General features: G+C 63.7%; 9 protein-coding genes. 5 read left to right on the forward strand and 4 right to left on the reverse strand.

Annotation, left to right across the window (positions count from 1 at the left end):
- The 4 genes from ACN9MY_RS20455 to ACN9MY_RS20470 all read left to right on the forward strand — a co-directional run bounded on the left by ACN9MY_RS20455 (position 1) and on the right by ACN9MY_RS20470 (position 3,524).
- A complete protein-coding gene (locus ACN9MY_RS20455; RefSeq protein ID WP_426162354.1) occupies positions 1-495 on the forward strand; it encodes a hypothetical protein in 495 nt (164 codons plus the stop codon).
- Positions 492-1,670: an MFS transporter gene (locus ACN9MY_RS20460; RefSeq protein ID WP_426318470.1), complete on the forward strand. Its 1,179-nt coding sequence runs from the start codon at positions 492-494 to the stop codon at positions 1,668-1,670. The genes ACN9MY_RS20455 and ACN9MY_RS20460 overlap by 4 nt, the downstream gene beginning before the upstream one ends.
- Before the next feature lie 182 nt (positions 1,671-1,852).
- Positions 1,853-2,791: a DMT family transporter gene (locus tag ACN9MY_RS20465; RefSeq protein WP_426162357.1), complete on the forward strand. Its 939-nt coding sequence runs from the start codon at positions 1,853-1,855 to the stop codon at positions 2,789-2,791.
- The gene (locus ACN9MY_RS20470; protein ID WP_426162358.1) at positions 2,778-3,524 is read left to right on the forward strand and encodes an alpha/beta fold hydrolase; all 747 of its coding nucleotides are present in this window, start codon (positions 2,778-2,780) and stop codon (positions 3,522-3,524) included. Before ACN9MY_RS20465 ends, ACN9MY_RS20470 begins: the two co-directional genes overlap by 14 nt.
- A gap of 98 nt (positions 3,525-3,622) precedes the next feature.
- Here ACN9MY_RS20470 and ACN9MY_RS20475 read toward each other — a convergent pair whose 3' ends face one another.
- A complete protein-coding gene (locus tag ACN9MY_RS20475) occupies positions 3,623-3,904 on the reverse strand; it encodes a hypothetical protein (RefSeq protein ID WP_426318471.1) in 282 nt (93 codons plus the stop codon).
- 66 nt (positions 3,905-3,970) lie between these two features.
- Here ACN9MY_RS20475 and ACN9MY_RS20480 point away from each other — a divergent pair, with 66 nt between their 5' ends.
- Complete coding sequence (locus tag ACN9MY_RS20480) at positions 3,971-4,381, forward strand: hypothetical protein (protein WP_426162360.1); 411 nt, start codon at positions 3,971-3,973, stop codon at positions 4,379-4,381.
- A 33-nt stretch (positions 4,382-4,414) separates the two neighbouring features.
- On the opposite strand, the gene ACN9MY_RS20485 is transcribed toward ACN9MY_RS20480, so the two are convergent.
- The 3 genes from ACN9MY_RS20485 to ACN9MY_RS20495 all read right to left on the reverse strand — a co-directional run bounded on the left by ACN9MY_RS20485 (position 4,415) and on the right by ACN9MY_RS20495 (position 11,837).
- On the reverse strand, positions 4,415-4,666 hold the full coding sequence (locus ACN9MY_RS20485; protein WP_426162361.1) for a hypothetical protein: 252 nt from the start codon (positions 4,664-4,666) through the stop codon (positions 4,415-4,417).
- Between the two features lie 262 nt (positions 4,667-4,928).
- Complete coding sequence (locus tag ACN9MY_RS20490) at positions 4,929-11,327, reverse strand: TcdA/TcdB pore-forming domain-containing protein (RefSeq protein ID WP_426336055.1); 6,399 nt, start codon at positions 11,325-11,327, stop codon at positions 4,929-4,931.
- Positions 11,328-11,540: 213 nt separating this feature from the next.
- Positions 11,541-11,837: a hypothetical protein gene (locus ACN9MY_RS20495; RefSeq protein ID WP_426336056.1), complete on the reverse strand. Its 297-nt coding sequence runs from the start codon at positions 11,835-11,837 to the stop codon at positions 11,541-11,543.
- Between the last annotated feature and the right edge of the window lie 31 nt (positions 11,838-11,868).

The raw sequence follows: 11,868 nt of genomic DNA on the forward strand, positions 1-11,868 counted from the left end.
ATGCACCTGCTGCCCCGCCGCCTGGTTCTGCGCTGCGCCGCGTGCGCGACGCTGGCAGTCTCCACTGCCCTGATCGTGCACGCCGGCGTGCTGCAATGGGCCGGGCAGCTGAGCGGCGCCCTGGCCCAGGGCCACGTCTTCCCCGGCCCGCAGCAATACTCGGCTGGCATCATTGCCATGGCCTGGCTCACCGCGCTGGAACCGGTGATGGCGCTGATGGCCTTGAATTATGGCGCAGGCCACCGCCTGCCGGCGCGCCTCCTGCCGCGCGCCGGGCTTCTGGCCGTGGCCGTGCTCGCACTAAAAGGCGACTTGTTGCGCCAGGCCTGCATGACCAGCTTGGTCGCCAGCGCGGCCGGCCTGGCCGCGCCGTGGCGCTATGGCCTGTTATGCCAAGCCGATGTCTGGCTCGCCAACGGCGCGTTGGCATTGTGCGTGGCCTGGCTGGGCCCGCGCCGCGCTCCACCAAATGAACCCAACCTGGAGCATCGATGAATCCCATTCCCCTTTCGCGGCCAGCAATCGCCATCCTGCTATTGTTGCTGGCCTACCCGCAACTGAGCCAGACCATGTACGCGCCGGTGTTGCCCGACATTGCTGCCGCCTACGGCGTCAGTGCCGGCCAGGCGCAATGGACCATGAGCTTGTACTTCGCCGCCTTTGCCCTTGGCGTCCTGTTCTGGGGCCGCATTTCCGACCTGAAGGGACGCCGCCCCGCCCTGTTCGGCGGTTTGTGCTGCTACGTCGCCGCCGCCGCCCTGGCGCTGGTGGCGCGTAGCTTTACCGTCCTGTTGCTGGCGCGCGCCTGGCTGGCGTTCGGCATCAGCGTCGGCGCCGTCGTCATGCAAACCATGGTGCGCGACAGCTACCAGGGTCCTCAGCTGACCAAAATGTTTTCCGCCGTTGTCACGGTGCTGGCCTTCTCGCCGGCCATTGGCCCCGCCTTGGGCATGCTGGTGGCCAGCCATTACGGTTATCACGGCGTGTTCGCCTGCCTAGGGCTGCTGGCCGCGCTGGCACTGCTGTGCGCCGCCTTCATGCCGGAAACCCGGCCGCGGCATCAGCCGGCCCCGGTGCCCATGCTCCGCGTCGCGCGCCATATGCTGACCGACCGCCATATCTGGATCTCGGCCGCGCTGGTGGCCGGCTTCAACCTGATCCTGTTCGGCTATTACGTGCTGGCGCCGCACACGTTCGATGAATTGGGCATGCCGCACTGGCTGTCCGGCGCCAGCGGATTGTTGCTCGGCCTGGCGGCCGTCGGCGGCGCCCGCCTCAACAAGCTGGCGCTACGGCACTACCGGCCGCGCCAGCTGATCCGCCGCGCCTGCCACGCCGGGCTGGCGGCGGCCCTGCTGCAGTTGCTCGCCCTGGCCGCCGGCGCCCGTGCGCCGCTGCCGGCGGCGTGCGCCGTGCTGGCCACGCAGGTGGTCCTGATGCTGTGCTTCGCCTGCGCCATTCCCAGCATTTTCGCCGCCTCCCTGCAGCACTACCGCGCGGTGCAAGGCAGCGCCAGCGCCATGTACGGACTGACCTATTACCTGCTGATCGCCGCCGGCCTGGCCGCACTGGGCGCCCTGTACCACGCGCAAACACTGGCCCAGCCGGTGTTCATGCTGGTGGTCAGTGCCGTCCTGATGCCGGTGGCGCATTGCTGGGCACAGGACTGAAAGCCGCCACCGCATGGTCCTGGCCCGTGGGCGCGGCGGCGCGCCGCCCGCTCGGCAGGCCGGACCGGTCCTGCTTTTCGCTTCCCGCAAGCGCAACGCGCCTCATCGTGTGCATGATCCATGCCGGCGCCCGATGTCGGTCTCGCAGCCCGTTCGAGCCCTGGCACCAAGGAGAACGCATCATGCACACACAACAAAGAACCCTGCTCGACTATCTTCTCTTATTGGGCATCGGCACAATCTGGGGCGGACAATTCCTGTTCAATGCCTTCGCCGTCGAGAGTATTCCGCCCGCCACCACCGCGGCTCTGCGCGTGTTGATTGGCGCGGCGACGCTGACCATGCTGGCCGGCTTCACACGCCGACCTACGCGCCCGTTACCTGCAGCCGGCCGCAAGGCGCCACTTTCGCCCGCACTGCTGTATGCATTGATTGCTCTGTTCGAGGCAGTGCTCCCCTTTTTCCTGATCGTTTGGGGGCAGCAGCATGTCGACAGCGGTATCACGGCGGTGATGATGGGCAGCGTGCCGATCCTGACAATGCTCCTGTCTTTATGCATAAGCAAACACAGGCGCCCCGGCTGGCCGGCGATGCTCAGCGTTCTGCTCGGTTTCGCCGGCATTATCATCCTGGTAAGCCCTGCCACCAACCACGGCAGCGGCCACTTGGTCTATGAAGGCGCCATCTTCCTGGGCTGTGCCAGCTTCGCCTTAAGCCTCAATCTCTTGGAACACCTTCCGCATGACAACCCGATCCGCTCCGTACGGACCATCTTGTGGTATGCCGCCTTGCCGCTGGCGATAGCATCGTTGCTGATCGACCATCCCTGGCAACTGACATGGACGCCGGGCGCGCTGGGCGCCGTGGCCGTGCTGGGCACGGTCGAGTCCGGGCTGGCTTACCTGATGTACGCCGCACTGGTACAACGCCGCGGCCCGGTATTCACGTCGCTGTCCAATTTCATCGTTCCCGTGGTCGGCGTGCTGCTCGGCGTGGCGCTGCGCGGCGAGCACTTCGGCCTGCGCCAGGCGAGCGCGCTGGCGCTCACGATTGCCGCGCTGGCGGTCAACGGGATGCCATCCTGGCTTAGAAAAAAGGGGATCAACCATGTCTCACCGTAAACAATTCGTCCTGCTTCCGGGCTGGAGCAACCATGGCGACCGCATGTGGCGCGACTTGATCGAACACCTTACGCCACACTACGACGTGCACACCATCGTCGTGTCCAACCAGTCCAACGCGGCCGGCATGGCCAGGGAAGTGCTGCAGCTGGCACCGCCGGAATTCACTTTGCTCGGGCACTCCCTGGGCGGGCTGGTGGCCCAGCATCTGGCCCTGATGGCGCCGCAGCGCGTGCAGCGCATGGTCCTGGTGTGCACCTATCCGGGCAATGCCCCGGAGGCGCAGCGCGAGTTCTTCCGGCACGGCATGCTCACGCCCCTGCTCAACGGCACCATCGGCCAGCATTGGCCGCAGCTCAACCAGTCCTGCGTCGATCCGCGCCGCGCCGGGGAGCGCGACCTGCTTGACGCCCTGGCCGCCTGCCAGCAGTTGCCGCGCGCCGGCCTGGTCAACCAGACCCGGGTCCTGATCAACGCCTGGGATATTTCCGCGCGCCTGACTGCACTCAGCATGCCGACATTGATCCTGTACGGGCGGCAAGACCAGTTGTTCAGCATGGAGATGCAGCGGCTGATGCTCAGCAAGCTGCGCCGGGCCGAACTCAAAGTCATCGAGAATTGCGGGCATCTGCCTGCGCTTGAGCGGCCACAGGCGACGCGCGAGGCGATCCTCTCGTGGCTGGCGCAGTCCACGCCAGGCGAAGATCGGAGGAAGGACGGGCAGCCTGCCTGAGCGCGCCCCTTGCCACGCCGGCCGGCATGCGTCTGGCGTGCGGCCAGGCATGCTGCCGGACGGCACACCACCGTGGCCGCCGCAGCGCTGTCCCGCCGTTAGTGACGGTAGCGGCGCCGCCATTCGCGGTCTTGCCAGCGCTGCTGCTCCAGCCAGTCTTGCTGCTCGCGCTCCTTACGCGCATTCACTTCCGACCCGACGCACTGGGCATATGCGTCGGTGCCGGGACGGAAACCGTATTCACTGCAAACCCGGCGCGCATCCTCCTTCTCACTGCGCGCCATCCCCTTGGCGAGACCGTCAAGTTCGGCGCACGCCGTTGCCGCAAGCCCAAGCAGGCAGAGCAGCAACAGCTTGCATAGGCGGCGGAACCTGTCCATTTTTCCGCTGAATCATAACGCTCCTTTCCCCATAAACGTGGCGCCGTCCAGCGCGGGCGGCCAACCATGCAAGTTACCGGCGGAGTGAAGCACGTGTTCAAGGCCGGCCTGCGCACGCTCTGGACCGAGGCCGGTCCGCGGATGCGATTGCGCGGCGCGTACGGTGCCCTGTTGACCGCCGCCCAACTGGGCGCCAGCGAAACCGTGCCAAAAGTGTACCTGGTGTCGGCGCCGCCCCAGGGCGGCGACCTCTCCGCCCGCTATTTCAGGCCGCAGCAGGCGCACGCCGCGCTGGCGGTCTTCGGCGCCTGCTGCCTGGCGGCGGCCTGCCTGGTGTCCGGCACGGTGGCGCATGCGCTGGCCCTGCCGCGTGGCATGCCAGCCGGCGATCCCGGCCTGCAAGGCGTGCATATCGAGAACCCGGCCGGCATGCTGACCCAAGCGTCGCCGCGCCTCAAAGCATGCTACGGTGCCTGAGCCGGCGCTTGCGGCGGCCCAGGACGCCGTGACTCAATGGTGCCGCAGCAGCGGCGGCGCGGTCAGCGGCAGCGTCGCGCCATCGCCGGTCCAGGGCAGATGCTCGTCCGGCGCATGCAGGTAGCCCAGATGCATGCGCAACAGCGCGCTCTTGCTGACGTCGATGATATCGATCGCTTTCGCGCCATCGGTGAGCAGGCGCAACTGGGCATGGATCGCCTTGATACTGTCGGTTGCGGACGTCTTGATGCCTAGGGTCGTACCGACGCGCGCGGCATCGTCCACCTCAACGGCGCCCGATGAGAGCACCCCTTGGAAGCTGCCTTCGCCAATGCCGCGCAGGGCGCACTTGCCGTTGCCACTGCGCTCGCTGCAACAGGCCGGGGGCCACCTGGCGCAGATCTCGATTCAGGGCGTGCTGGGTGCTGGACGTACAAATAGCGGCAGGCGGCCCATGGGCCGCCTGTTGTCCCGCAATCGCCGCGCTCTGAATGCGCTGCCAGACGCGGCCCGAAGCGGTCTCCAGGCCGCATCGGCGGCATTCACGTCAGACGCGGATGGTCCCGCCCGCCGCCTTCGGCAAAGCGGCCGCCAGAAACTCGGCGCTCCCGGCAACCGGCGCAGCCGTCCTGCCGGCAACGCCGTCCTGCGCGAACGTGCTCATGGCCTGCTTGAGCAGGGCCAAGCCATCGGGCGCCTGCATGCGCGTGGCCGGCGGCTTGTTACCGGCTTGCCCGTCCGCGATGGTACTGGACTTGGTGTCGAACCACTGTACCTTGCCATCGGTTTGCTGCAGGCTGATCCCGTCCTCGCAACCGAGGCGTTTGGCCAACTCGGCCAAGGCCCCGGTCAGATTGTCGGCATGCGCGGCCAGCCAGGCCGGCCCAACCTGCAGCAGTGTCGCCTCGTGATGTACCGACACCTCGAACGTCAGGTCGTCCTTGGTGGTGGCTATGTAGTTGTCCACCTTGAACATCCGCGGCAGCTTGGCCAGATCGGTTTCGGCAATGCCGCTCAGGCCCAGGACGTTGCCTACACGTACCACGTGCTGCGCCCCGATCGCCACCGGCTCGTGCCGCATGCCGCCTTCACCGGCCGCCGACACCAGCTTGTGCGCGAGCGGGTCGAACATGTAGAAATCATCGCCGTAGCCGAGGTACTGCAGCTCGGCAGCTTGCGGCGCCGCGGTCATCGCGCGATGCTCGAAGTCATACCAGGCGCACGCGCCATCTGCCATGCGCACGCGGATCGCTTCGCCAAAGCTGAAGCCGTAGTGTTGTTCCCAGCTTTGCAAGCGCTCCCGGTCGCTGTTCGAAACCGTCTTGGCCGACTTGCCGCCGCCCAAATCGATCGTGCCGACCAGCGTCTCGCCATCGATCTCCAACGGCGTCAACACTCCCGGCAGCGCCAGGTCGGCCCCCAGCGTCAAACGGCCGTCTTCCATTGCCAGCACCAGCGTGCTGCCCACCATGGTCGCGGACTTGAGTTTGCCCAGCTGTCCGAACATGCGCCCGGCGGCCGGCGGCTGCTTGAGCGCGTCGAGCGAAGCGACCTGCTTCCGCGGCACGCTGCCCAGCACCTCGCCGCGCTCAGCATCGAACAGCCAGGCCATGCCGCCGAACGTGCCCAGGTAATTGAGGCCGCCACCGCCCGGGCGGCCGGCCACAATCCACTGTTCCGCCACCACGTCGTACCAGGCGCACAGCGCTTTGCCGGCGGTATCGGTCAGGCCGGAGACGGCCAGCACGGACGCGCGCCGCTCGGGCAGGCTCTTCAGCGAGTCCGGGCCATGCTGCCGGAAGAATGCCGCGCTCAACCCGACCAACGTGCCGTCCTGGTCCAGATGGGCCGCATCGTGCTGCCAGATCCTGCCCTCGCTATCGGTGCCGGCCAACGTCCAGGACTTGCCGTCGTAGTGGCCGGACACATCGTAGGACTTGCCTATCGGCAGGCCATAAATATCGAATTGTTCGGTTCCCCGGTACGCCTTGGCTTCCGCGACCAGCTCGGCCAGCAAGGCGCCTTGCTTGTGCTTGAGGTAGTACTCAGCGCCGAGTTTCTCCTGCCTGCGCCTGATGGCCTCCGCGCTGAATGCCACCAGCGTGCCGGATCCTTGCAGAAGCTCAGGCGCGCTCGCGAACTTCATCACCAGCCCGTCCTCGCGTTCGGAGATGATGCCGCTACCGACGATGTAACGACCGCTGCGCGGCTTGCCGTCGTTCCATTGCACGGTCAATCCGGTCAGATGCTGGTCCGCGGCCAGTTGCGCCAGATCCTGCATCAGTGTGGCCGCGTGCTCCTCGACCCAGGCGGCGTCCACCAGGCGATCGACGGCCGTCGCGGTCTGCTTGGCCAGATCCACCTCCATCAACTGACCGTCCGGTTGCTGCACGCGCAGATGCGTTTCCTGCGGCTTGTCCAGCCAGACCCAGGTCGAGCCCACCTTCACCCAGTTCGGCGCCTTCCATTCCACCACATTGCCGTCGCCGCGCAGTAGCCAGGTCGACGCTTTGCCGTCGTCTTCCTCGTAGAGCCAGACTTCGCTCTTGCCGTGCAGGTCCAGCGCCGCCTGGCTGCCGTTGCCGCGCACCAGGCAATGGCCTTCCCCATCGTCGGCAACCATGGCCTGGGTCTTGCCGTCGAAATGGCCGCTGATCACATGGCTGCGGAAAGGCATGCCTGCCACGTCGAAGCTGCTCCCTCCGATATCCCGCACCAGGTCGGCCAGCGTGGCGTTCGCGTGGTACTTGAAATACTCCTTGGTGAAGCCTTGCTTGTACGCAGCCGAGTCGAGCAAGCTCAAGCGCATCAAATTTCCATCCGGCTGCTGCACCCTCAGTTCCGTAGCCGCCGGCTTGTCCACCCAGATCCGGCTCGAACCCAGCGTCACCCAGTTGCGGGACCAGCCGCTTGGATCCTGGCCGTCCGTCTCCAACTGCCAGGTCGACGGATGATCGGCATCTTCCTCATAGAACCAGACCTCGCCTTTGCCTTGCACCTTGAACACCACGTGGCTGCCATTGCCGCTGACCAGCCAGTGGCCATCCTTATCCCGGCCGACCATGGTACGGGTCTTGGCATCGTAGTGGCCGCTGGCCAGGGTGTGGCCGTGGAAAGACAGGCCGGCCACGTCGAAACTCCCGCCGCCGGCAATCTTGACCAAGTCGGCCAGCGTGTCGTTCGGGTGCGTCGTGAAAAACTTCTCGCTGAACGCGCTCAGCCTGCCGGCGCCACCGAGATCCGGGTTGGCCCCCTCATACACATACACCTGTCCCTTCGGATCGACACGCGTCAGCACCCAGCTCTTGCCATCGTAGTGGCCAGAGACCACAAACGACGCATCGGCCGAGGCGACCAGCTGCTTCAGCGGAATGTCATACACATCGAACTCGGTCGCGTCGAAGTCCTCCGCATATTTCACCAGGTCGGCCAGACTCTTGACGTCCGGTTCCTGGAAGACCTCGGCGGTGAAGCCTGCAACCACCCCCTTGGCCGTATCCAGGCCGCCGTCGGCATTGGCATTGAACCTGTCGACAAATTCATCATGCGCTCCAATAATGTAGTTCTGACCCGCGGTATAGCGGAACGTCAGCACGCTGGACTTCTGGCCGGGCGGCTGCCAATTCAGCGTCAGGCCATTCAGATTCTTCTCCTTGGCCAGCTGCGCCAAATCGTGGAACAAGGTTGGGGCGTGTTCCTTCACCCACGCATCCTCGACCACATAGTCCACCAGCTCAATGGACTTCTTCGCAACATCCAGGCGATACACCCCCTCTCCGTTGCGCAACAGGACGTTGGTATTGAGATCGTCGAGCAGCACGACCTTCGGGTGGGTATCGGGGTGTTTCGACTCGTGGCCAGGCGCCCAGACCGGGGTCAGGATGATCGAGGTATATTTGTGGTCCCAGTACGTGCCATCGTAAAACTTGACATCGAACGTTTCATCTTTGCTCGCGCTTTGCAGCACCCACGTCGAGGGTGCTTTCGGATCCTGCTCGGACAACAGGACGCGGTCGCCGTTGGGGACCAGGCTGTAGTGTCCCCCGGCACCGGCAATGCGATACTCGATATTGCCATTATCGGCAGGGATAACCAGCTGCTTGGGTGCCTTGCCCAGGGTGACCTCGAGTTGCGTGAACTGCGGTTCGTATCCATAGCCGACAACGCCCACGCCCAGCGATCGGGTATCGAAGGTGATACGCTGGTCCTTCAAGTCCCCCGAAAGATGGTCGCCCTGATGATTAGGGCAATCCTCGCCACTATGGCCCGGATCATCTCGATGGGAATGTTTGGAGAAGTCATTGAGCGTTTCGCCGGCCGCCTTCAATCCGTCCAGAGCCGTGGTGAACCAGCCCACCCGCTTGCTCGTGACCGGAAGTACGAATATATCCGGGTTGTCGATGGTCGCTGTGTGGCCGACGCCAAACGCTTCGTGCACGTCGAATGATAATTTGGGATTACTCTGCAGCCCTGGCACCAATGCCCCCGGCTCGACTTGCTCGCCATAAATCACGTTGGCGCCGAAGCTGATCTTCGCATTCTCGCCGGACAAATCGATTTTGTCGATCACCACGCCATCGATCGGCAGCATGGCGGAATGGTCGCCGTTCCATTCATAGCCCCCTCTTTGGTAGCCTTTTTTCAACTCGTCGAAATAGACAATGGTTTGATCCTTTGTCGCGGCGGTTTCCAGGAAATTGTCGACCAGGGCGCTGATGCCGATGCCGACCCCTGCCAGCGGCACGGCCATGCCTCCCATTACGATGCCCGCCGTCTCACCGGCCACCATCGCCGCCACACCCACGCCCATGGAGACCGAATCGAGCGCCAGCGAGGTGCCTGCGCTGACGCGCTGCTCGTAGCTTTGCGCCTGCGCCAGCTCCGCAATATCCAGGGCCACACCGGTCGCGTCCAGCGCGGTCGACAGGCCTTCAAACGCCTTGCCCACTTTACCGCCGATCTTGAGCAGCCCTTCACTCAGCTTGGCAGTGGCCTCTTCCAGCTTGCCCGAGTCCTCCAGCAGTTTGCCCACCATTTCGGCCAACTTGCTCAGGTCCTTGCCCGAGCTCGCGCCAACATTGCTGACATTGGCCCACATGTGCGCCTCGATGGTTTGCGCCAGCGACCCGGCCAGCTCTTCCTGCTCGCCCCCTTCGACCTTCTCTTGACGGTGCCGCGCGTGCAGCAGATCGACGATGGTCTGTAAGGTAAACGCGGCATTCAACCCTTCCGAGCCGTCCACCCCGCCCTCGCCCTCATGGTGGGCCTGCGTGAGGTGGTCGTTTTTCATCTGGAAGTTGTCGCCCACCTTTTTCAGCAGATCCGACATGCGCTGCAGGCTGGAGCGCAGACGGGCCGCTTCTGCCGGATCGGGCAGGCTCACCTGCACTTTTTTGGTCTGATGACCCGCTGCTCCGGTATCGAGAAATTCCATCGTCGTACTGCCGTCGGTTTCTATGCGGAAGGTATTGAACAGCGGCTTGTACCGTGCTTCGGGCAGGGCGCACTGGACCATCCATTTGCGCATATTGTCCACCAGCGCGTCGCCGATGGTTTGCGCCTGCACGGCGGCATGCGCAGATTCCTGCGCGCTATCCAACACCATCGCCGCATCCTGCGGGATCGTGAAGATCTCTCCCAGCTTGGCAATGCGCTGCCCGCCTACACTGTCCTTTATCTCCATATTCAAGAGACTGGCGGCCATTGCCTCATCAATTTTGGCCGCCGCCAGCATAAGCTCCCCGTCCCGCATAGGGATCCTATATGCCTCCTGTCCCGTCGACAGCAGCATGGAGACGTCGTTAATCGCCTGTTCCGCGCTATCGAAGGAATAATTGCCGAAATTGGGGTCGAAGAATTGATAATGGCGTTGACCATGTTCGTCGATGCTGACGCCGAGCTCCATTGAGTGATTAGGGGATTCGATAAGAAAACTAGTCCGGCCCGTGGTGCTGGCGAGCTCCTTGACCACCTCGCGCACGGTGCGCATCTGAAGCCTGGCAAGAAGCCCCCACGCTACATCATCCGAACCATTCAGATGCGATAAGGCAGCTCGCGTGGCCGATTTATCGCTCGGATAGCGCGCATGCATGCCATCGAACATCTCAAGTCTGAAGCTGCGGAACAATCGGGCGGCAGCGTCCACGTCATTGTTCACCAATGCCGTGGCATAGAGGATGGAATACGCACGGCAATATCCTTCGTTACCGCCAAAGGCGTAGAAATGAGCCGTCTGATTGAAGGCGAATTCGCCCTTCTTCCGGTCGGGGATAAGACCGCCAAAGGCGCTCCGCCAGTGTGCGTCATTCGCCCCCATTGTCGCCCATGCATCCTGCACTTTCCTGCCCATAAGCCCGATAACGGTCCCGAAGTCTCGCGGGCGGTCAGCCAGACTGAGCCCAAGACGATACAAATCCCGACCTTGGAATGTGCGCCAGCTCGGATCGGACGGCGGCTTCGCCACGCCATCCCAGAAATCAATCAATGCGGTTGCGCTGGCGGCGGAATCAGCGCTTTGGAACTGTCTTTGCGCATCTTTGAAGAGCCGTCCCTGCGCATCACGGAAGCCGGAAACGCCCTCAACATTGTGGATTCCGTCGGCAAGCACCGCCACAGCTTTCAACTGGTCCGGATTGGCAGGGTCAATGGTGGAAAAGTTCTTGTTAAAGCAAGCGTATAGGTTGTCCAACGCCGTCTGGTACATTTGTATCGCTCTTTCGACTTGGCCCGGCGAATCCAGCAATTTTTTGGCCTTGTTGGCAACATCAAACGCTGCCCGGTACTTTTCTTCCAATTCAGATCCTGCTGCCTTATCCAGCCACTCCGACCGATCTGAATTGGTAATAGCCGGAAGATCTTTAGCATATTTTCCGATGAGCCGTTCGAATTCTTGGCGAGATCTGATGCCCGACTCGGCTTGTGCTGTGGATTCCAACGCGTGTGTCATTTGAACAATCTCCTGATAACAGTTTCGATATGAGGCAGTTTCACGCCGTAAGCGCGAATGCCGACTCAGTTACTGTTCAGCATACCGGTGGACCCGGGCGCAATCTGGATCGAGGAGATTTATCGGACGGATTTCGCGATGCGGGTCGCTGCGCCACGTGCGGGTGCGGCCTCGCAAGCTTCCGCCCTGTCCGCCACGGCGCTGTGCCGCGGCTTAGTGACGGTGGCGGTGCCGCCACTGGCGGTCTTGCCGGCGTTGCTGCTCCAGCCAGTCTTGCTGCTCCCGGTCCTTGCGCGCATTCACTTCCGAGCCAACACATTGTGCATACGCGTCGGTGCCGGGGCGGAATCCATAGTCGCCGCAAACCCGGCGCGCATCTTCCATCTCACTGCGCGCCATCCGCTCGGCCAAACCGTCAAGTTCGGCGCACGCCGTTGCGGCCAGACCGGCCAAGCAGACCAGCAACAGTTTGCATAGGCGGCGGGACCCGTTCATTTTCCACTGAACCATCACTCTCCTTTCCTCATCAATGTGGCGCCGC

The sequence above is a fragment of the Pseudoduganella sp. R-31 genome, from assembly GCF_049913235.1.
Lineage (GTDB): Bacteria > Pseudomonadota > Gammaproteobacteria > Burkholderiales > Burkholderiaceae_D > Rugamonas.